The organism is Allofrancisella heilbronnii, from assembly GCF_000710735.2.
Classification (GTDB): domain Bacteria; phylum Pseudomonadota; class Gammaproteobacteria; order Francisellales; family Francisellaceae; genus Francisella; species Francisella frigidaquae.
Map to the genome: position 1 here is coordinate 1007872 of NZ_CP144673.1, position 20954 is coordinate 1028825.

Sequence of the window (20954 nt, forward strand, 5' to 3'; positions counted from 1 at the left end):
CCATTATTAAACTGGTTGAGTTGAGATTTTTTTATTCATTTGACAATTAGTTGTGGTGTATTTTTTAAAATTATAAATTAAGTAGTGTGTTAGATTTTAAGTTTTAAAACTTTTCTAATTTGTTGAGGAGCTCGTTTTGCTTTTGAATTTGCAGTGTATTATCAAAATTTTTGTTTGTTTAAAATTCATATCAATTAAAATTTATTTAATTATAAAGTTATTTAAAACCTTTTTATTTTATTTAAATATGATAATATTGTTATATAAAACTTATTTATATGATCCATGAAGAAGGAATACTAATAATATATGAAATGCATCATTTGTGGGAATGATTCTTGTTCTTGTCATAGCAAGAAAAAAAATATTAATATTAAACGCAACTTTATCAAAAAAGATTACCTTACAAATTCTTTTATTAGTTCACGGAAGCAAACTAAATTGAATCCCATAATTAATAAAGGCATCTTAGATAACAGCTTAATAATAAAAACAAAACCAATATTAGAATTACCAAAAAACAAACATAAAAGGAACCATGCACACAACTTTGATGTTAAAGATACTATTAATAATTATAGTACTATCAATAGAATAGAAACAAAATCAGTTAATAGAACTCCTAGAGAATTTATCATAAGAGATAAATCTATAGTACATACACCAAAAAACGATTATATTGAACCGATAATCCATAATCTAAAAACTAAATCAATAACTCCTAGACATAAGGGAAATATTTTATTAAATAAGTTTATTCAATATTCTGATGAAATACTAAATACTATAAGAGTTAATAATTTCAACACAAACTCTCTGCAATTATACTCAAACCATAAAACTTTTAAAAATAACCTTTTTAATTTGCAGACGCTTTTATATTATAATAAAAGCTTAAAATCAGAAATTAATACATTATTTAAAAATGAAAATCTTATAACATTTGGTTTTGAATATGAATTTGCAGGTTTTAATAAACAGCAGTTTCTTTCAATGAATAAAGAAGCCCGGGATCTCTGTGCCACTGGACACAATGAAATCATGAAAGATTCAACTAGTTTTATAAATGAGTGGAAAATTGAAACAGATGCACAGAAAGAATTAGAACTAGTTTCACCTATTTTATGTCTTTATACTTCTAATAAATATGATTTTACACAAAAAATCATAGCAGCATTTACATTTCTCGAATTTTACACTAAAGAAATATTAGATATAGCCAAAGCTTCTGGAAACCTAAATATATTTTCTAAAAAAATTAATGAAAAGTATAATATTAATATTGAAAAGATAGGAAGTGAACATAATAAAACAGGACTACTAAATTTAATAAACACTAATTATCAGATCGAGCACAAGTATCAAGGACAAATAAACAATAAAATTCGCGGTTCACACCTTAATATAGGTATTACTTTTGATTATTTAATTAATAACCTTCTGGAAGAAGATAATAATTTTTCTTTTTTCAGGAGTGTTTATAAAAAAAATACACGCGACAAAACTCCAAGTACAAAAAACTGGTTCTATATAGATGATAAGCTAATATTACAAAAATTATATGTCATATACACTAGTTTAAAGTCCACATTAGATAAATATTTAAAAGGGGTAAATATTAATACTGAAATTTGTTCTGCACTACTAACACTGAAAATAATAGAAATAACTAGTTACATAGAAAAACTTTTATACAATTATCTCCATCATATTGAAAGAGATCCAAACTTACAGGAAATATATGAGAAATCACATCATAGATTAACGAGTATTAAAAGTAATTCTTTTGATAAATTCTGGATTAAAACAGGCCTAGAAGGCATAATCGCATGCATATGCTTATATATTCCTGCCAACTATAGGGCAAAATTATGTACAGATATATATGAAACGATTAGCTTACACAGGGATAACATATCAAAGTTTTTGATGGAAATAATTTGTAAAACATATAATATAGATAAATCTTCCTCTCATATTAATAAATGCTCCAAACTGTTTTTTCCTTTTGATAAATATATAGCTTGCATAATGAATAGAATGTTATCCAATATAGGAAGAATAAAAGAACTAACTATAAAGTCTCATAATAAAGAAGAAGAAATAATATATGAAATAAACAATACTTTAAAATCTGCTATTGAGCTAAGAATAAGCACTGTAGCCAATGACATTTCTACATTTAATAACTTAGACATAGGTAAAAATTTATATAGTAGTCTAGACCAAATCATAACTAATATAAACAAACACAATAATTTAGCTTTTAAAAAAAATGATGAAAAATATAAACCTGATTTTCAACAATATATAGAAAAATCTAAAAGTATAAGCAAGTTAATTGAAGCTTATGATATCACAGGACTTACAGGTGCAAGAAATGAAACCTATTTGCCTATTAGAATGGTGCAAAATAATATTCCCGAAATTGTTATCGAATTTAGAAATCCCACTGATAACCTTGAATTTTTTATTAAAAAAATTCAAAAACTTAATACTATAAAAAAAAGTAAAGAAAAGAGAAAATATTATGCAAAAACGCCAGAAAGTAGGCTCTAATTTTGGCTCCTCAGAGATATTCACTACTCCCTAAGAGCCTAAATACAGTTTAATGAAGAGGTTCTAATCTACCTATGCTCAGTAAGATTTAATTTTTTACCTGCTACCCAAACTTTTTTAAGATGATTTATAACTTTTGCACTCAAATTAGCTGGTAAATCAACTAGAGTATAGTCTTTTTCTATAGATATATTACAAATATGTTTACTATCTATGCCACCCTCATTTGCTATAGCACCAACTATATTTCTTGGTTGTACATCATTTTCACGACCCACATCTATTCTATAGGTAGTTAAATCTATATCTACTCGCTTTGGTCGCTTTTTATCAAACCTAGAGTTACTATTTCTGTCTCTATCATTAAATCTATCACTAGATCTGGATGGTCTGTCATCTCTTTTAGCAGGAGCTCTCTTTTCTTCTTTAGCCTGGATTTCCCTTGGGAAAAAGCCTTTCTTATCTTGTGCTAAAAGTGTAAGTACTGCTAATAAGTCTTCTGAATCCAGTTCTAACTGATCACGTATTTCAATTATTATTTCTTTATATTTATCTAGAGATTTGTTTTTCTCCAAAGCAGATATTATTCTATTTTTAAAATTATTGATTCTACTATCAGCAAGCTCTTTAGCGCCTGGCATAAACATTTCTTGTAGTTTTGAATTAGTGAATCGCTCAAGCGAACGTAAGAATCGCATTTCTTTTAGCGTTATTAAAGAGATAGAAACTCCTTCACGCCCTGCTCTACCAGTACGGCCAATTCTGTGGACATAAGTGTCTTCATCATTAGGCATATCATAGTTAATCACATGACTAATACGCTCAAGATCTATACCTCTAGCTACAACATCAGTTGCTACTAAAACATCAGATCTAGAATTTCTAAATTGATCAACAATATATTCTCTTTGAGACTGTTGCATATCACCATTTATAGCAGCTACTTTATAGCCAAGAGCTTTTAAATTATCAGCAACTTCTATTGTGCTTGTCTTAGTTTTAACAAAAATTAACACGCCATCAGTTTCTTCTATTTCTAGGAGTCTATCTAAAGCATCTATCTTTTTAAAACCTTTAACTACTATAAATTTTTGTGTAATAGTGTTAGCTGTTTTAGTTGTTGCTTTAACCTGTATTTTGCATGGGTTTCTTAGATATTCTTTTATAATGTCAGCAATATCATTTGGTATAGTTGCTGAAAAAAGTAGTCGTTGGCACTCATCAGATACATGGCTTAAAACCCATCTAACATCGTCAATAAAACCCATTCTAAGCATTTCATCTGCTTCATCTAATACTAACGCTCTTAGATTATCTAGCTTTAGTGTTCCTTTCTCGATGTGATCCATAACTCTACCAGTAGTACCGACTACTACTTGGACACCATTTTTAAGTGCTCTTATTTGTGAGCCATATTCTTGTCCACCATAAATACAAGCAACAGACAAGCTCGGAACACTTTTTGCAAAAGCTTCAAACTGTTCTGCTACTTGTATAGCTAATTCGCGAGTTGGCGCTAATACTAAGATTTGTGGAGATCTACTTTTATCATTCAAATCTAAATTGTTTATCAATGGTAATGCAAAAGCTGCTGTTTTACCCGTACCCGTTTGTGCTTGACCTAGCACATCTCTACCCGATAATATATATGGAATAGCATACTGTTGAATTGGCGTTGGGTTCTCATACCCTAGATTCATAACAGTATCTACAATATTTTGATCTAAGCCTAAAGAGCTAAAATCTTTTTTTGTTTCTGAATTCATTTTGTAACCGTAAATTAAATATTTTGAGAAATAATAATTTGAAAATTATGAAAATTTAAAATTATCCACGTGATGTAATTTCTAGTAGATGGTAGCCAAATTGCGTTTTCACTGGTCCATGAACAGTGTTTAACTCGTCATTAAAGACTACTTTATCAAATTCAGGAACCATTTGACCTTGGGAAAAAGTACCTAGATCACCACCTCTAGCTCCAGATGGACACAGAGAATGTTTTTTTGCAGCTTCTTCAAAAGTTATTTTACCTTCATTAATATCTTTTTTTATTTGTTCACAGTCAGATTCTGACTGTACTAGCAAATGTCTTGCTGAAGCTTTCATAATTAAGTTCCTTATTTTTATTATTTACTATTGCAAATTACACCCAACAGGATACATTATTTACTTAAAATTTACAACTTTTATAAATTTTACTACTTAACATCTAGCATTTTAGGAAAAATATTTTTTTAACCTCTCTTTTAAACTAACCTTTTGCTCTTTGGAGTAAGGTTGTGCTTGAATATTGCCCCATACTGGGTTAGGCCAAGCCGGATCTGTAGTGAATCTTCCTATCACATGAATATGCATTTGTTTTACAACATTCCCTAAAGTAGCTACATTTAACTTATCAACCTTATATTCATCTTTTAAAAATACTGATAGCTTATTTATAAGAGTGTTTATATTGTACTGAACAGAATCATCTAACTCATACCATTCTGTTTTATCTGTAAATGGCACAATGATAAACCACGGTAATGTGACATTATCCATCACCAATATTTTACAATCTAATATTTGATAAACTTCAAAAGTGTCTTTTTCTAAACGTTCATCTAATTTAAACATTAAAATACTCCCTAATTTTTTCCAGATCTTCTAATGTATCAACTCCTGCTGGGGTACTTTTTATAGCTTTGGCAACTGCTATTTTATAACCATTATATAAAACTCGTAGTTGCTCTAAAGACTCATAGCTTTCAATAGGTGCTTTACTTAAACTTGAGTATTTTTTTAAAAACTCTACCCTATAAGCATACATTCCAATATGCCTAAAATACTCAGCTTGTTGAACTTGTTTATTTTCTGAAAAACCTCTTTCAAAAGGGATAGATGCTCTACTAAAATAGAGAGCATAGTTATCTTTGTCAAACACCACTTTTACATTATTTGCATTATATATATCTTCTGAAGAAGTTATTTTTTCACACAAAGTTGACACCACAGCTTCTGTCTTATTTACTAACAACTCTGCTACTTGCTCTATATTTTCAATAGGTATTAATGGTTCATCACCTTGTACATTAATAACTATATCCTCATCGTTATAAGCAAGTTGTAAGACTGCTTCAGCTATCCGGTCTGTGCCAGATGCATGTTCAGGCTTAGTCAAAATCACATGTGCACCAAAGTTTTGTGCTATATCTTTTATTTTATGCGAATCTGTAGCTATAACTATGCTTTCAAATTTAGATTTAGAGACTTGCTCAAATACTCTTTGAATCATTGGTTTACCTGCTATATCAGCAAGCATTTTATTTGGTAGACGTGTAGAGTTTAACCTAGCTGGAATAATAATATGAATTTTAGCCATATTTTTTTATCTCTTCAATGTTTAGCTTAGTAGCTTCTTCAACAAGCATAACCGGTATGTTATCACGTATAGGGTATGCTAGCTTATCTGCTTTACACACTAAGATTTGCTTTTGTTTATCATAGTGCAAGTTAGACTTACAAACCGGACAAACTAATATGTCCAAAACAGATTGATCCATTTATTTCACCTCTATTATAAATTCAAATTTAGCACTTACTTCTTTAGCTGCTATAAGCTTATAATCATTAACCTTACACCAAGCTGGTATATCATGCATTGTGCCAGGATCACTACAAGTAACTTTTAATAGCTCTCCTGGATTCATAGTTTTAAGCATATTCTGAGTTTTAATCACTGGCATTGGACAAAGTAGTCTTTCTAGATTTAATTCTTTCATTCTTATATATACCATTCTTTTTTAATATTTTCAGCTTGCATAGGCTTAACTTTAATCTCTTTACTAGTACCATCTAGGTAGTTAAACACCATCGTTACAGAATCTTCAGTTTTACCTTGCGTAAACCTTCCTAAAATCTCTGCTGTAACCTTCTCATCAATTTTATCAAATTTACCATCTATAAGGGTCAAAGGACCTGTGTGGGATGAACAATAAACACTTATAAACTGATTTTTATAACCATTTAAATAGTTATTTTCACCCTCTTCTCGGCCAACTATAAGCTTAAATCCTGGCTTAAAACGAATATGCCTACCTACTTTTAGAAGCATAATATCATCAAACTCATATTCTCGTGTATCTCTAGCTTGCCATAAATCCACGAGCTTATCAGAGTATTGTTTATCTGTAAGAAAACAACATCCTCCTGCGGGAGAGGCATAATCATCTATAGCATATTCTTTTGCTAAACGTATTTGATCTTTTCTACCTCTTCCTGTAATACCAAGCAATTTAGATCTATCAACCCAACCTTCTCTTTCAGGTTTAGTTTCTGGAAGATTTTTAGCACTAAGTGGCCGCAGTAGAAGATCATCGATACCAGATTGTTTTTGCACTATTGGCATAGTATTTTTTCTTTGTGACATTGGTCTTTGACCAATAACTTCTCCAGTTATTATAAAATCAAAACCATTTTCAATAGCCCACTGTTTGGCTTTTCTTACCATAAATATCTTACAATCTAGACATGGATTCATATTAGCACCATAGCCATATTTGGGGTTTAAAAGGACATCTTTATATTCTTCTATCACATCAATAATATGTAGCTTTATTCCCAACTGTTCAGCGACCCATAAAGCGTTATTTCTTTTTTGTTTTTCTTTATCACGCTTACGGATAGCGTGAGTATGTCCTTCAACACAAAACCCTGTGAAAAAATTAATCCCTTCAACGTGGATACCCTGCTCTTGTATTAACTTTGTAGCTAACATAGAGTCAAGACCACCTGATATCAATGAAACTGCTTTTATTTGTTTTTCCATAATGAGTAATTGAAATAAATACTTTAAACTCTAAATGATTTGTGACAATTTTAACATATCAAAATTTTAAACTATATTTTTATTGAGATAATAAACCTTACTAGATTTAAGTTTTAGTAGCAACTTTACAAAGTTACTCTACAGAACATCAAAATACTCCTCTTGGTATAAACTAAATTATAGTGTAAATATATAGGAGTTAACAACCACCTTTTTTATTTATCGCAACATTTGTCATATACACACCTAAAAATATTACCGCACCAAAGAGTAAAGATAATGGTGATAGTGTTTCACCATAAAATATAAATCCTATAATTATAACTAAAAACGGCATAACATTTTGAAATACTGCTGTCTTATAAACACCTATTTCTTCTAACGATTGTAAATACCACACGTAAGATATTACTGTAGCAAAAATTGATATATATATCATACTTGTCCAAAAAGGAAAATCCGTATCTGCAAGCCTACTAAAATCAGACTTAAATAAACTAACAATAGCAAACATAACCATACCAACAATAGCACCGTAGGTATTTATGGTTATCATATTTATACCTTGTCTAACACAACTTTTACCTAAGATAGCATAAGCACTAAAGCATAAAACTGCTAAAATACTTAGTACTTCACCTAAATTAATTGATAGACCAATCGCACATTCTGCATCTGTTCCATAACCTGAAAATGATACAACACCTACAGTTCCCAAGAGTGCTACTAAAATGCCTAGCTTAGCTTGCAAATTTACCTTCATTTTAAAAATGTAACTACATAAAACTGTTATGAAACAAGGAGAAAATGCGTATATAATAGCTATGATATTTCCTGATATTAATTTTTCAGCCCATAAGAATGCGATGTTGTATAAAAATACACCAAAGAAGCCTATAGCAATTATATAAAGCCACTGTTTTATATTTAATTTTGGTAACAGTGTTTTAGTATAATAATAATGAACAAGTAAAAATAATAATGAGGCAAATACATAACGAATAAATCCCACCATATATATATCTACATACTTTAAAGGTAATGGTGCTATATGATATAAGCTAGCCCAAAATGTAACAGCCAGCAATATTTTAACGTAACTTTTAGTGGAGGTATCCATAATAACGTATAGCAGTTTATTTACTATTGATTAAATATTCTACTATATTTGGGTTTACTAAGGTAGATGTATCACCAAAGTTATCATAATCCCCAGCTGCTATTTTTCTTAAGATTCTACGCATAATCTTACCTGATCTAGTTTTTGGTAATTCTGGAGTAAATTGTATAACTTCAGGAGTAGCTATTGGACCTATTTCTTGTCTTACATACATTACTAAAGATTTTCTTATATCAGTTAGAGTTTGCTCATCGTCTGCTATACCATCTTTTAAAATACAGTAAACATATATAGCCTCACCTTTGATTTCATGAGGCATACCTACAACCGCGCTTTCCGCAACGTCTTTATGCGTATTTAAAGCCGCTTCAATTTCTGCCGTTGCCATTCTATGACCAGAAACGTTGATAACATCATCCATACGCCCCTCAATCCAAATGTAACCATCTTTATCGCGCCTAGCAGCATCACCTGAAAAATAATACCCTTTAAAACTACTAAAATATGACTTTATATATCTATCATGGTCATTATAAATAGTTCTTGCCATACCAGGTGTTGCTCTTTTAATACATAAAGCTCCTTTACCTTCGCCTACTATTTCTTTACCATCAGTGTCAAGAAGAGCTATCTCAACCCCAAAAAAAGGTTTTGTTGCTGAACCTGCTTTTAATTTATGTGTACCTGGTAGAGGAGTAATCATAATACCACCTGTTTCTGTCTGCCACCAAGTATCAACCAAAGGAGCTTGATTATTGCCTGCTTTTTCAACAAACCATTCCCATGCTTCTGGATTAATTGGTTCACCAACTGAGCCAAGAACTCTCAATGATTCTCTAGAAGTTTCTTTCAAATAGTCATCACCCACTTTAATTAAAGATCTAATTAGGGTTGGAGCTGTATATAGTATGTTAACCTTATGTTGGTCTACTTCTTGCCATAATCTTGAAGCATCTGGATAAGTTGGAACACCTTCAAAAATAACTGAAGTAGCGCCGTTTGCAAGAGGTCCATATACTACATAAGTATGCCCTGTTATCCAACCGATATCTGCTGTACACCAATATACATCATCTTCTTTATGGTCAAACACTATTTTATGGGTAAAACTTGCATAAACTAAGTAGCCGCCAGAGGTGTGTACTAAACCTTTAGGGGCACCTGTTGATCCTGAAGTATAAAGCATAAATAGTGGTGTTTCTGAATCAAAAGCTTGTATCTCATGCTCTTTTAATACCTTTTTACACTCATCCCTATAACATAAATCTATTTTATCATTCCAGGTGATATTTGCCGTATTAGTATTACGCACTACTAAAACATTTTTTACAAAATCTAATCCAGAGATAGCCTTGTCAACACTTGCTTTCATGGCTATTCTTTTACCAGATCTGACCCCTTCATCCGCCGTTATAACAAAACTGCTTTTTGCATTGATTATACGCTGCTTTAATGCTTCTGATGAAAAGCCGCCAAATACAACCGAATGGATAGCTCCTATACGAGCACAAGCCAACATAGTATATATAGACTCGGGTATTAAAGGCATATAAATTGTAACAATATCACCTTTTTTAACACCATTTGCCTCAAGAACGTTTGCCATTTCACATACACTGTGATACAGCTCTTTATATGTGATTTTCTTAGATTTATCTGGGTTGTCAGCCTGCCATATAAAAGCTATTTTATTAGCCTTATCCTTTAGATGCCTATCGACACAGTTATAACAAACGTTTAATTTACCTGTTTCAAACCATTTTATATCTACTGGGTCAAAGCTACTACTATATGCTTTGTCAAATGACTTATGCCAATAAATACGATCGGCTTGTTTAGACCAAAACTCCTCTGGGTTACTTAAAGATTCTTTATATTGTTGCTCGTAAACTACTGAGTTAACATGAGAATTTTCAATGAATTTCTGTGAAACCTGGAATTTAGAATATGACATAAATAACAACCTACGAGTTAATATTTAAAACTTATATTATCACACATAAATTAAACATCGTTACTTTTTATCTATTAGACAGGTAGTTTTTAAACTTTTCTCCTAGCTCTGGATGTTTCAAAGCAATCTCATAATTTGCTATTAAAAAACCTAGTTTACTTCCGCAATCATAGCGAGTTCCTTTAAATTCGTAGGCTAATAATTTCTCTTCTTGATCAATTAGTTTCGCTACAGCATCTGTAAGCTGAATCTCTCCACCAGCACCTTCAGAAGTTATTTCTAAACATCTAAAAATCTTATTCGGCAAGAGATATCTACCAACTACAGCATTTGTTGACGGAGCCTTGTCAGGTGTTGGCTTTTCAACAATTGCTTCTATGATATTCTCATCATTTTTAGCTATTATGCCATAAGATTGTGTTTTATCTCTTGAAATTTGTTGAGTGGCTATACAACCTCTAAGGTCAGTACCCTCAACAGTTTTTATCATCTGTTTAAGCGCTCCCGTACCACAATTATGGTTATAAATAAGGTCATCAGGCAAAATTACAGCAAAATCCTCTATCCCAACTAAAGGTTTTGCACACAATATCGCATGACCCAAACCTAAAGCTTCTGGTTGGCGAACAAAGAAAAAACTAACATCTCTAGGGATAATATTTTTTACAGCTTCGAGTAGCTCATACTTTTTCTTTTTTTCCAAAGAATATTCAAGTTCAAAGTTTCTATCAAAATGATCTTCTAATGATTTTTTATTTGAACTTGTCACAAATATTAACTCTTTACAACCAGCTTCTATTGCCTCTTCTACAGCATACTGGATTAGTGGTTTATCAACTACTGTTAGCATTTCTTTAGGACAAGACTTTGTTGCTGGTAAAAACCTAGTACCCCAACCAGCAACGGGAAAAACAACCTTTCTAATTTTCATATTTTTGACAATACCTTAAATTCTTAACATTTTATTACAGTAGATACATTTTACAACTGACAGTATAAGTTTACTCTTATCTTATAATTTTCATAAGCTAAATTCTTTAACTGATCAATATATTTTCTAAGATCATTTGACCATTTAACATATAAGTCTACTATTATCTCCTCGTCAAAATAGTAGATAGATATTTGCTTATCTAAAATCAAGCTTTTGCTAAGCCCATTAGTAGCAAAAAAGTTTAAAATTAGACTATATATTTGAGCACGTGAAGGCTCAAAATTTTCTAACTTAACTACTCCAATTTCATGGTCTAAAACGTCAACATGAACGGTGATATCTTTAATGCCACCTACTTTATGATAAATATTACTTTTGACAACTTCAGCTATATAGTGACCTTCAGATGCTGTACAATATTTATCAACTAAAATATGTACATCTAAAACTATTTTTCCAGCCATTTTTCTAGTTCTAAGATAATGAAAATCTCTAACATCTTCTATACTAGCTATTATTTCTTTAATCGCTTTATAAGTTTGCTCGTCTACACCTTCATCTATAAGTTCTGCAACGGCTGAATAACCCCATTTTATACCCATTTTAACAATCATATAACAAACTACAAAAGCTGCTAAAGCATCCATCCATACAAAACCTGCAAATGCTCCAAGTAGCCCAACCAATACCACTACTGATGACCACATATCTGAACGACTATGCCATGCATTAGCTCTAAGCAGATCGGAATTAATCTTATTTGCTGCTGCCATAGTGTATTGATAAATAAACTCATTACCCACAATTGAAAAGATAGCAGCAAAAGCTGTGTAACTGTTAGGTTGATTATAGTCACCAGTCATTAAGCTAACTACTGAGTGATAGACTATCATAAAACCAATTGCAATTAGTAACCCTGACAAAATCAAAGTCGCTAAGGTTTCTATTCTTTCGTGACCATATGGATGGTTGTGATCTTCTTCTTTATTTGCATATTTTGCAGCAAATAAAACCATCGCGTCACTTAGTAGGTCAGAAAAAGAATGTATGCCATCTGCAAATAACGCTGGAGAACGACCCACCACGCCAACCAAGACTTTAACAATTGCTAGCAATGCATTTATAAACATACCAATAAGGGTGACCTTTTTGGTAATCTGATATCTATTATTCGACATTTTTATAACCTTCTTAATTTAAAAGAAAAGAGCTTACACAAAGCAAATAATAACTTTTAGAAAAGCTAATGTCTATTATAATATAGTCATAAAACCACTATTTTAAGGTATTTCTAAAGTTTAATAAATTTAATATCTGCCCATAACTAGCTTTAAAAAAAGAAATACGTGTACAATTACCTAAAACTAAGCCCCTTATGAATAAATAATTATATAGTAAACTATTTTTATTTGATACTTGGTATGGATTTTTGATAGATTTTAATTATCATAAATTAACATAGTATAGAGTATATATATATCGGCAGGTGATTTAAAATGAGTAAGTTATATGATTTTATATTTGGATTAAATTTTGGTTATTTTGATGATTGGAATGTAATGTATAAAGGAATCAGTCTTGACGATGATGAAGGAAGTGTCGATTTATTTGAATATAAATACAATGGTCTATATGGAACTAATCCTTATATATCTCATATTGATACTTCAAGTGGGATTGCAAAACCTCTTAATATATCAAGCTACCATAAACTAAATAAATCTAACAGTATCCCGATTATAAATTTAAGCTTTAACCCTTTAAACTCCAAGGAATTTACTGCAAAATATCTGAACAGTGTAAAAGCTGAGCTAAGAACACATTTTAATAAATTTGTTAAAATACTTATCTCTGGGCATGGACAATCTATAAACTCCTTAGGAACAGGAACTGATAAGTTAAATTCAGGTTATGTAACCATAAAAGAAATTGTTGATATACTAGCATTTTTAACAAACGGGTGTTATGAAAATATCTCTTACCTAAAAATATGTCTAATAGCGTGTGGTGCCAATAAAGTTGGTACACCTAAATTTCTATATGAAGAAATGATAAAGTTATCGTTCCCATTTCATTTTTCTGTTGTTGGATATGACAACAAAATTAATATGTGCAATGCATTAAATACGAGACATGATGAAAATGTACAAAAATTTTCTACTTTTTATTCTAATGAATATGAGGGGAGAATAGCCTATAGACAAAACTTTAAAAAAGAGTTAAATAAAATAATAAATGCTTATGCCTCAAAACTACCTTTTTTATTGTATATGTATAATGAAGCAATAAACTCCCAAAAAGGACGAATAACGTTAAAAACTATTGATGTTTTATGCTCTAAACTAATGGATGCTATAGAATATGCTGGAATACCGGATTCTAAAAAAAAGTATTATTCAGGTATTAATATAGTACCTAAATCTCCTTATTATCTAAGTTTAGAAAATATAGCACTATCCAAAGAACTATATCAAACACTAATAAAGTTCAAGAATAATTTTTCAAAAAAAGCTGACGAACATTATCAAAGCGTTAAAAAAAGTCAATTTTTACAAACTGAACCTAAAGTAGACAGATATGATTACTATACAGGCGTATAATAATCCAGTATCAGTTAATTTGCGTTTCTATTTTAAACTCGGTTGCAAATATTGAGTAATAACCTAAAGTTTCATAACATTTTTGTCGGGTTAGTCTATTTTTAACAAATAGTATTGCAAAGCTTAAAAAATTTTGTATAATAGATCACATCAATTCGGAGAAATGGCTGAGTGGTCGAAAGCGGCGGTCTTGAAAACCGTTGACTGTAACAGGTCCGGGGGTTCGAATCCCTCTTTCTCCGCCATCTTAAAGACCCTTTTAGCTAAAAAACTGTTACTTTATAAAAAATATTAGTAAATTTGTTATCAAACACTATGGAATAGCTACTAGGTACATGCGTGTCTAATAATAAATTTCTTAAGCCTATCCATAGCTTTCTCTAGTTCTGGCATTTCGTTAGCACAACTGATTCTAGCAAAACCTTCCAAACCAAAAGCTACACCTGGCATCATCGCAACATACTCCTCTGCCAATAAAGCATTACATAGCTCAATATCACTACTAAACTTAGTATGTCTAATTAAATCCCTAATATCAGGAAATAAATAAAAAGTACCATCTGCATTTTTTACATCAATATAAGGCATCTCTTTTAAACATTTAGTTATAAATTGCTCCTTTTGCTTATATGATTCAACAAAATATTGTAAATCTTCTACCGGCATGTTCATTGCTGCTATAGCTGCATATTGAGATATAGAGCAAGCACATGTAGTTGATTGCGATTGGAACTTTTTCATAGCATCATTTAGCAATTTTGGAGCTATAGTGAAGCCAATACGCCAACCTGTCATAGCAAAGTTTTTAGAAACACCACTAGCAATCACATATCTATCTGCCAACTCTGGTGCAACCTCTGTAATTAAAGTTATTCTTTGAGTAAAATATAGTTGATCATAGATATCATCACCAACAATCCAAATATTCGGGTATTTTCTTAACAAGTTAGCTAGATCCTGTATACATTTTTTTGTATAAATTAATCCTGTAGGATTATTTGGTGAATTAATAATAACTGCCTTAGTTTTGCTTGTTATATATTTTTCTAATTCATCAACATCTATTTCAAAATTATCCTCAAACTTAGTTTTTACAACTACTGGCTTTGCACCTGTTAATGCAATCATATCTGGATAAGAAACCCAATATGGAGCAAAAAATATCGCCTCATCTCCCTCTTCTAAGATACAGTTGAAAATGTTATGCAAACTATGTTTAGCACCAGATGTTATACACACCTGCTCAGCACTAAAATCGATACCGTATTGTCTTTTATAGCGCTTAACTACTGCTTCTCTTAACTCTTTTAATCCATCAACATTAGTATACTTAGTAATATTCGCATTTATAGCCTCTATTCCAGCTTCTTTAATAGTATCTGGGGTGCTAAATCCGGGCTCGCCTATAGCTAAAGAAACAACATCATGACCCTGGTCTTTAATTTGCTTTGCTAATGCTGCCATAGCAGTTGTTGGAGAAGCCGAAACGTTCTGAATCTTTTTGTTTAGAGTAGCCATCATATTTCCTTATAGTTTATTTTTTTAAATCTAAACGTATAGATTTTAGTTTTTATTCTATTTTAAAGCAATAACTATTGTTGTCACAAGATACTGTAACTATACACATACTATATAGCTAACTACGCTAAAAAAATAGTACATCATTCAGTTAGGATTGACCGCGTAATCGACATAATAGTTTAATTTTAAGCTATTCCAGTTAATACTACTTTTATAATTAGTAAGCTATACAAGCCTAAACTAGATGCGTCACAGCTAGTTGTCATATATAAGGATCCCGGATATCATAGTTGATATATCAAAGCGTCACTAATATTTCCATCTCTATAAACATAATAATTTTTACGCCTAGAAATACACTTAAAACCTATTTTTTCATATAGCTTTATAGCTTTAAAATTCTTCACGTCAACTTCTAAGAAAAGTTCTTTTATCCCTTTTAGCTTTAGCTCTTGAATACCAGTTTCTAGGAGTTCGTACCCTAAACCTGCTGATTGATTATTTTTATCTACACAAATATACAAAAGTTCTGCTACATCAAGAATATAATTAAATATAGCTACAGCCCTTAGATAATCACCTTGCAAAACCCCGAAAACTAGACCATTATTATTAAAACTTTCAAATATTTGTTTATCTGACCAATTTATATAATTATCAGTTTTACGAATTAAGTTAATAACTTGATTACAATAGCTTTCATCTAAGACCAAAATCTGCATACTGATATAGTTTCTGTAAAATATATTTTTTGCTCTCTACACTTAATAGTTCAAACTCATCTGAAATAAAGTCTTTTTGATAAATATTAATTGCTGCTTGTTGATCTAAACTTTTAGATACCTTATACATATTAACCTTTGTTTTAAAAAATAGACTTTCAATCACATTTTTTAAAAAGTTAATACTCAATTCTTCTGAAATATAGATATTTATCACCCTGTCACTATCGAGATTATTAGAATATATAGGCTTGTTATCTAGTTTGGCATCTACAAAAAAGCTTTTTTTTGTTACTATAGTAGCTACAGTAGATAATTCTTGTTTCGACTTTTGACTATTAGAGCTGTATTTATCCTTTAAATTCCATATATCTATATCAAAGACTTCTTTTAGCTCCTTTTCAAAATCCATATTATCTCTCTAATCTTTCAACTAGTTTTTTTGGATAGCTATACGGTTCAAGTTTGACGGATTTACGTAGGTTGTTTACTTCTGTAGGTGAAAGTTCTAATGTTTTTCCACGAGACACATATTTCGGCAATACTACATCACCAAATCTAACTCGTGTTAATCTACTTACTGTAACACCGACAGCTTCAAACATACGTCTGACCTCTCTGTTTCGCCCTTCAGATAAAGTCACGTAATACCATAAGTTAGCCCCTTCTCCCCCAGAAAATCTAACACTATTAAATTTAGCTAAGCCATCTTCTAGTTGTATACCTTCTTTAAGCTTACTTAATACATCATCTGACAATTGCTGTCCAAATACTCTTACGGCGTATTCTCGCTCTATTTCATAAGAAGGATGCATTAAACGGTTTGCCAAATCTCCATCTGTCGTAAATAATAGTAGACCTGTAGTATTTATATCCAATCTTCCTATCATTATCCAACGAGATCCAGCTAACTTAGGCAATGAATCAAAAACAGTCTTTCTATCTTTTTCATCTTTAGTTGTACAAACTTCCCCTTCACGTTTATGGTAAATTATCACTCTAGGTCTTGTCATTGGTTGACCATATAAATGCAACGCTTTACCATCAAAACTTATTTTGTCTGTACTTGATGCTTTATCACCTAGTTTAGCAACTTTACCATTTACTCTAACCCTGCCTTGCTCTATAAATTCCTCTATTTTCCTTCTAGAACCTATACCATGTTTAGCAAGTATTTTTTGAAGTCTTTCTTGATTATTATCATTAAAATTATTAGTTTTAGTCATTATTCTATACCACCATCAGAAGCTGAGAAAAATTGATCCATATCATCATCATTGAAATCTTTCGATGAAAATATTAACCTCACTGTAGCAGCTTCATTTTTATTATTTGCATATTCTGCTAACTTTAACCTCAGCTCTAATACACGTTTATTATTAAAAAATTCTTCATTACTTCTCATTTCGTATATTACTTTGTAACATTCTTTATATTGTCCCTGCTCAAAGTACATCTCTGCCAAACGTAATTTAGCACCTAAATAGTTTGATTTAAATTTGTCAGCTTTTTTCATAAAACTTAGAGCATCTTTTTTCTTATCCTGTTTATACAAGCATTCAGAATAAAGGAAAAACGTCTGTGCCATATCATTATTGTCCGACATGTATAATGATTTCTCAAATAACTTTTCCGCTTGTGAAAAATTATCCTTCATTTGACATAAAAATTGGGCATAGAAATTCATTGCTTCAAAATTTTTAGGTTCATTACTGATAGCATCTTTATAATATTTTTCAGCTATAGACTTAGAACCTATTGTTTGATAATAGTAACCTGCTGCGTAATCTACTATCGCTAATCTATAACCATGCTGCTTTGCTAACTGTTGAGCTTTAACCAACTTATCTTTAGCTCTATCTAAATACCCGTCGTGTGAGTAGATGATAACTAATTCAGCGTTTAAACTAATAGCTTTTTTATAATCAGCTTTTTGCTCTGTCGTTTTAGTAGATATAGTATATTTTGCAACGTTACCTTCTACTATCTGAGGCTCTTTTTTGAAGTTATCCTGAACAGTATTTTGCTGAGAACTAGAGTTATTAGGTTGCAACTGTGTAGAACATGCTCCCAAAATGCCTAGTAGACTTACCAATACAGCTTTCTTTAAATTAGCTTGCACTGTTATTATCTCCTAGTTTCTTTAAATATCGCTCTTTTCTTCTAGTTTTATCTATAACATCACCAGCAAGTTGGCCACATGCAGCATCTATATCATCACCTCGTGTTTTACGGATTGTAGTTACAAAACCATTTTGCTGTAAAAATTCTTTAAACTTATGAATTCTATTATTACTAGGCTTTTTATAAATAGTTCCTGGATATGGATTAAATGGGATTAAATTTATTTTAGCAGGAACTTCTCGAGATTTTAATAGTTCCACCAGCTCTTGGGCATCCTCTAAATTATCATTGATTTCATTCATTAAGGTATATTCAAAAGTTATTTGCTTATGAGGACCTTTTTCTGCATATAATTTACAAGCTTGCAATAATTCATCAATATCATATTTTTTATTTATAGGTACAATTTCATTACGTAAATTATTATTTGAAGCATGTAAAGAAACTGCCAATGACACCCCTGATTGCTCTAGTAAATCATATATCCTAGGAACAACCCCTGAGGTACTAAGAGTAACTTTTCGTTTCGATAAACCATAAGCTAAGTCGTCCATCATAATATCCATAGCTGGTACGACATTTTCAAAATTCATCAATGGCTCACCCATGCCCATCATTACAATGTTTGTAACTGTAAAATCATGTTCACCATTGTTTTTAGATAAAGTTCTAGCGGCTATCCAAAGTTGAGCTATTATTTCCGCTACTGTCAAATTTCTGTTAAAGCCTTGCTTACCAGTAGAACAAAAACTACAATTTAAAGTACAGCCAACCTGAGAAGATACACAAAGAGTCCCTCTACCTTCTTCTGGTATAAATACAGTTTCGATTGCACTACCGCCAACATCTATCAACCACTTATGTGTACCATCCTTAGAAGCTTTACTAAAAACTACTTTAGGTACGGTCACATATGATAAGTTTTTTAGCTTATTTCGTAAGCCTTTACCTAAATCTGTCATAGCATCAAAATCTATGACTCCTTTTTTATGCATCCATTTAAAAACTTGTCTAGCATGAAATTTTTTTTCTCCTATTGATATAAAAAAATCCTCAATAGCCTTTTGATTTAAACCCAGCAAATTAACTTTAGTATCTTGTTGCATAAAAGTTCTCTTTAAATAATTTCTATAATATGAATTTAGCCGTTATATCCCATATCACCAGGCACAATATAGTCGTTCTCATTAGTTAAATTTGTAAAGCTAGCATATTGCCCATCAAAACGCACATGTACAGTCCCTATAGGACCATTACGCTGTTTACCTATTATTATTTCACCAATATTTTTATTATCTTCTTTATCTTTATTATAAACTTCATCGCGGTAAATAAACATTATTAAATCAGCGTCTTGTTCAATAGCTCCAGACTCTCTTAAATCAGACATCATTGGGCGTTTATCTTTACGATCGTCCACCCCCCTATTTAATTGTGATAATGCTACTACAGGAATATCTAATTCTTTAGCTAAAGCTTTCAAAGAACGAGAAATCTCAGATACTTCTAAAGTCCTATTTGTTTCATAACCTGGAATTTTCATTAACTGTAAGTAATCTATTAAAATCATAGACAGACCACCATGCTCATTATACAATCTACGAGCTCGTGAACGCATTTCTGCTGGAGTCAATGTTGAAGTGTCGTCTATATACAAAGGCATTTCACTTAGATTTTTCATAGCTGTAGTAATCTTAACCCAATGAGCATCATTTAACCTATTACATTCTTTAAGCAAATTCATCTCAACACGAGCTTGGCTAGCTAACATTCTTGTGACTATATCTTCCGCTGGCATTTCTAAACTAAATACTAAAACTGGCTTTTGGGCAGCTTTAGCAATATTTTGAGCTATATTTATACCCAAAACTGTTTTACCCATAGATGGTCGAGCAGCTATAATTCCTAAATTAGCTCGTTGCAACCCTGAAGTCATTTTATCTAAATCTATAAACCCTGTAGAAGCTCCTGTTAAACCCGTGCCAGAATCAACTATTGCACTCATTCTATCAACAAGCTTTGGAATCACATCTTTTATAGATTCAGGGCCTTTTGTTAAGATGTCTCTTTCTTTTGCAACATCTAAAATTCTACTTTCAGCGTAATCAATCACTTCGTCAGGATTTTTTGACTCTGCAGAATATATTTTTTGAATAATATCATTAACACTATTTTGTAAACTTCTCAATTTAGCTTTATCTTTAACGATATTAGCATAAGTTTTGATATTAGAAATAGAAGGTGTATTTGTTGCTAAATCAATAATATAGCCTTCACCGCCTGCTTCATCAAGTAATCCTGCTGTTGCTAAGTATTCACTTACTATCAACACATCAAAAGGTATGTTTAATTGATTAAGAGTGTTTAACTGACTATAGATAATTTTATGCCTTCTATCAAAAAAATCTTCTATTAAAAGTAAATCTTCTACTAGTTCAATATTTCGGTTATATAATAAAATATTTCCTAGTATAGCTCTTTCAGCTTCTAAAGAATAAGTTGTTTCTGCAGGCTTAAATTGGTTAGTCATAGATTATAATAAAAAACCTTTTTCATAAATACAAAAAAACCATGCCTAACACATGGTTTATATTTATATATTCAGATTTAAAA

20 protein-coding genes and 1 tRNA gene are annotated in these 20954 nt (G+C 31.1%); 3 read left to right on the forward strand and 18 right to left on the reverse strand.

Features of this window, described 5'->3' with window-relative positions; translation table 11 throughout:
• The first annotated feature begins 309 nt into the window (after positions 1-309).
• Positions 310-2559: a hypothetical protein gene (locus FRA_RS04665; protein ID WP_035719382.1), complete on the forward strand. Its 2250-nt coding sequence runs from the start codon at positions 310-312 to the stop codon at positions 2557-2559.
• A 68-nt stretch (positions 2560-2627) separates the two neighbouring features.
• On the opposite strand, the gene FRA_RS04670 is transcribed toward FRA_RS04665, so the two are convergent.
• The 11 genes from FRA_RS04670 to FRA_RS04720 form a co-directional block, all read right to left on the reverse strand.
• Complete coding sequence (locus FRA_RS04670) at positions 2628-4325, reverse strand: DEAD/DEAH box helicase (protein WP_035719385.1); 1698 nt, start codon at positions 4323-4325, stop codon at positions 2628-2630.
• 61 nt (positions 4326-4386) lie between these two features.
• The gene (locus tag FRA_RS04675; protein WP_035719388.1) at positions 4387-4665 is read right to left on the reverse strand and encodes a peptidylprolyl isomerase; all 279 of its coding nucleotides are present in this window, start codon (positions 4663-4665) and stop codon (positions 4387-4389) included.
• 111 nt (positions 4666-4776) lie between these two features.
• On the reverse strand, positions 4777-5175 hold the full coding sequence (locus tag FRA_RS04680; protein WP_035719389.1) for an HIT domain-containing protein: 399 nt from the start codon (positions 5173-5175) through the stop codon (positions 4777-4779).
• The gene (kdsB, locus tag FRA_RS04685; protein ID WP_035719390.1) at positions 5168-5920 is read right to left on the reverse strand and encodes a 3-deoxy-manno-octulosonate cytidylyltransferase; all 753 of its coding nucleotides are present in this window, start codon (positions 5918-5920) and stop codon (positions 5168-5170) included. The genes FRA_RS04680 and kdsB overlap by 8 nt, the downstream gene beginning before the upstream one ends.
• The gene (locus FRA_RS04690; protein WP_035719393.1) at positions 5913-6101 is read right to left on the reverse strand and encodes a Trm112 family protein; all 189 of its coding nucleotides are present in this window, start codon (positions 6099-6101) and stop codon (positions 5913-5915) included. The genes kdsB and FRA_RS04690 overlap by 8 nt, the downstream gene beginning before the upstream one ends.
• Positions 6102-6320 (reverse strand): sulfurtransferase TusA family protein, encoded by a 219-nt coding sequence (locus FRA_RS04695; protein ID WP_035719559.1) that lies wholly within the window; start codon positions 6318-6320, stop codon positions 6102-6104.
• Between the two features lie 2 nt (positions 6321-6322).
• Positions 6323-7366 (reverse strand): tRNA (5-methylaminomethyl-2-thiouridylate)-methyltransferase, encoded by a 1044-nt coding sequence (locus FRA_RS04700; RefSeq protein WP_051686756.1) that lies wholly within the window; start codon positions 7364-7366, stop codon positions 6323-6325.
• A 199-nt stretch (positions 7367-7565) separates the two neighbouring features.
• Positions 7566-8486 carry a DMT family transporter gene (locus FRA_RS04705; RefSeq protein WP_035719398.1) on the reverse strand — a complete coding sequence of 307 codons (921 nt, stop codon included), beginning with the start codon at positions 8484-8486 and terminating at the stop codon, positions 7566-7568.
• 16 nt (positions 8487-8502) lie between these two features.
• On the reverse strand, positions 8503-10440 hold the full coding sequence (gene acs, locus FRA_RS04710) for an acetate--CoA ligase (RefSeq protein ID WP_035719399.1): 1938 nt from the start codon (positions 10438-10440) through the stop codon (positions 8503-8505).
• A gap of 67 nt (positions 10441-10507) precedes the next feature.
• The gene (gene galU / locus FRA_RS04715; protein WP_035719401.1) at positions 10508-11371 is read right to left on the reverse strand and encodes a UTP--glucose-1-phosphate uridylyltransferase GalU; all 864 of its coding nucleotides are present in this window, start codon (positions 11369-11371) and stop codon (positions 10508-10510) included.
• A gap of 50 nt (positions 11372-11421) precedes the next feature.
• Positions 11422-12552 (reverse strand): cation diffusion facilitator family transporter, encoded by a 1131-nt coding sequence (locus FRA_RS04720; RefSeq protein ID WP_035719402.1) that lies wholly within the window; start codon positions 12550-12552, stop codon positions 11422-11424.
• Between the two features lie 318 nt (positions 12553-12870).
• Between FRA_RS04720 and FRA_RS04725 the strand changes: the two genes are divergently transcribed.
• Positions 12871-13974, forward strand: coding sequence for a hypothetical protein (locus tag FRA_RS04725; RefSeq protein ID WP_035719405.1), 1104 nt, complete (start codon positions 12871-12873; stop codon positions 13972-13974).
• 157 nt (positions 13975-14131) lie between these two features.
• Positions 14132-14219 (forward strand) — tRNA-Ser (locus tag FRA_RS04730).
• Positions 14220-14301: 82 nt separating this feature from the next.
• Here the strand turns inward: FRA_RS04730 and FRA_RS04735 are convergent.
• From FRA_RS04735 to dnaB, 7 genes are all read right to left on the reverse strand, one after another.
• Positions 14302-15492, reverse strand: a complete 1191-nt coding sequence (locus FRA_RS04735) for a pyridoxal phosphate-dependent aminotransferase (RefSeq protein ID WP_035719407.1) — start codon at positions 15490-15492, stop codon at positions 14302-14304.
• A gap of 287 nt (positions 15493-15779) precedes the next feature.
• A complete protein-coding gene (locus tag FRA_RS04740; protein ID WP_035719409.1) occupies positions 15780-16217 on the reverse strand; it encodes a GNAT family N-acetyltransferase in 438 nt (145 codons plus the stop codon).
• Entirely contained in the window at positions 16195-16629 is a 435-nt protein-coding gene (locus FRA_RS04745; protein ID WP_035719411.1) for a hypothetical protein, read from the reverse strand. Before FRA_RS04745 ends, FRA_RS04740 begins: the two co-directional genes overlap by 23 nt.
• 1 nt (position 16630) lies before the next feature.
• On the reverse strand, positions 16631-17443 hold the full coding sequence (gene rluB, locus FRA_RS04750) for a 23S rRNA pseudouridine(2605) synthase RluB (RefSeq protein WP_035719414.1): 813 nt from the start codon (positions 17441-17443) through the stop codon (positions 16631-16633).
• Positions 17443-18339: a CDC27 family protein gene (locus FRA_RS04755; RefSeq protein ID WP_035719417.1), complete on the reverse strand. Its 897-nt coding sequence runs from the start codon at positions 18337-18339 to the stop codon at positions 17443-17445. Before FRA_RS04755 ends, rluB begins: the two co-directional genes overlap by 1 nt.
• Positions 18329-19447, reverse strand: a complete 1119-nt coding sequence (rlmN, locus tag FRA_RS04760; protein ID WP_035719420.1) for a dual-specificity RNA methyltransferase RlmN — start codon at positions 19445-19447, stop codon at positions 18329-18331. The genes FRA_RS04755 and rlmN overlap by 11 nt, the downstream gene beginning before the upstream one ends.
• 35 nt (positions 19448-19482) lie before the next feature.
• Positions 19483-20871 carry a replicative DNA helicase gene (dnaB, locus tag FRA_RS04765; protein ID WP_035719422.1) on the reverse strand — a complete coding sequence of 463 codons (1389 nt, stop codon included), beginning with the start codon at positions 20869-20871 and terminating at the stop codon, positions 19483-19485.
• Positions 20872-20954: the final 83 nt, after the last annotated feature.

Coding starts and splice junctions, on each gene's coding strand:
- FRA_RS04665 (WP_035719382.1), top strand. CDS start 310: ATGAAATGCATCATTTGTGGGAATGATTCTTGTTCTTGTCATAGCAAG.
- FRA_RS04670 (WP_035719385.1), bottom strand. CDS start 4,325: ATGAATTCAGAAACAAAAAAAGATTTTAGCTCTTTAGGCTTAGATCAA.
- FRA_RS04675 (WP_035719388.1), bottom strand. CDS start 4,665: ATGAAAGCTTCAGCAAGACATTTGCTAGTACAGTCAGAATCTGACTGT.
- FRA_RS04680 (WP_035719389.1), bottom strand. CDS start 5,175: ATGTTTAAATTAGATGAACGTTTAGAAAAAGACACTTTTGAAGTTTAT.
- kdsB (WP_035719390.1), bottom strand. CDS start 5,920: ATGGCTAAAATTCATATTATTATTCCAGCTAGGTTAAACTCTACACGT.
- FRA_RS04690 (WP_035719393.1), bottom strand. CDS start 6,101: ATGGATCAATCTGTTTTGGACATATTAGTTTGTCCGGTTTGTAAGTCT.
- FRA_RS04695 (WP_035719559.1), bottom strand. CDS start 6,320: ATGAAAGAATTAAATCTAGAAAGACTACTTTGTCCAATGCCAGTGATT.
- FRA_RS04700 (WP_051686756.1), bottom strand. CDS start 7,366: ATGGAAAAACAAATAAAAGCAGTTTCATTGATATCAGGTGGTCTTGAC.
- FRA_RS04705 (WP_035719398.1), bottom strand. CDS start 8,486: ATGGATACCTCCACTAAAAGTTACGTTAAAATATTGCTGGCTGTTACA.
- acs (WP_035719399.1), bottom strand. CDS start 10,440: ATGTCATATTCTAAATTCCAGGTTTCACAGAAATTCATTGAAAATTCT.
- galU (WP_035719401.1), bottom strand. CDS start 11,371: ATGAAAATTAGAAAGGTTGTTTTTCCCGTTGCTGGTTGGGGTACTAGG.
- FRA_RS04720 (WP_035719402.1), bottom strand. CDS start 12,552: ATGTCGAATAATAGATATCAGATTACCAAAAAGGTCACCCTTATTGGT.
- FRA_RS04725 (WP_035719405.1), top strand. CDS start 12,871: ATGAGTAAGTTATATGATTTTATATTTGGATTAAATTTTGGTTATTTT.
- FRA_RS04735 (WP_035719407.1), bottom strand. CDS start 15,492: ATGGCTACTCTAAACAAAAAGATTCAGAACGTTTCGGCTTCTCCAACA.
- FRA_RS04740 (WP_035719409.1), bottom strand. CDS start 16,217: ATGCAGATTTTGGTCTTAGATGAAAGCTATTGTAATCAAGTTATTAAC.
- FRA_RS04745 (WP_035719411.1), bottom strand. CDS start 16,629: ATGGATTTTGAAAAGGAGCTAAAAGAAGTCTTTGATATAGATATATGG.
- rluB (WP_035719414.1), bottom strand. CDS start 17,443: ATGACTAAAACTAATAATTTTAATGATAATAATCAAGAAAGACTTCAA.
- rlmN (WP_035719420.1), bottom strand. CDS start 19,447: ATGCAACAAGATACTAAAGTTAATTTGCTGGGTTTAAATCAAAAGGCT.
- dnaB (WP_035719422.1), bottom strand. CDS start 20,871: ATGACTAACCAATTTAAGCCTGCAGAAACAACTTATTCTTTAGAAGCT.